The following is a 528-nucleotide window of genomic DNA, read 5'->3' as shown; positions in this document are numbered from 1 at the left end:
CTCATTGAAATAAGCTACGCGCATCGCGAGGGATGTGTTTGAGAACAACTTAACCGCTTCTGCTTCTGTAGAGTCAGTAAACAAAACCGAGATGTCTTCTTTTACCGCACCTTCAACTAAAAGGTTAGCGAACTTCTCTGCACGTTCGCTACGCTCACCAACGATGATGCGAGACGGATGGAGGTTATCGTAAAGTGCTTTACCTTCACGAAGAAACTCTGGAGAGAACATAACATTCTGACAACCGATCTCCTCTTTAATACGCGCAGTATAACCCACAGGTACAGTCGACTTAATCACCATAACCGCGTCTGGATTAATTGCCATCACATCTTTAATCACTGCTTCAACTGAAGAAGTATTAAAGTAGTTCGTTTGAGGGTCATAATCCGTTGGTGTGGCAATAACAACAAACTCTGCGCCTTTGTAAGCCAGCTCTTTATCTAGCGTCGCGATAAAGTTGAGTTCTTTGTTTGCAAGGAAATGTTCGATTTCCGCATCAACAATTGGAGATTTCTTGTCATTCAA

Annotated in this window: 1 pseudogene; it reads right to left on the bottom strand. The window is 42.8% G+C overall.

Annotated features, from left to right (window positions below):
- Positions 1 to 528: pseudogene (locus R8O11_RS31040) on the bottom strand (UDP-glucose 6-dehydrogenase); the annotation flags it as partial.

It is taken from the genome of Vibrio sp. 1288 (assembly GCF_033344475.1).
The sequence above is the reverse complement of the archived record's forward strand: the minus strand, read 5'-3'. Positions and strand labels throughout refer to the sequence as shown.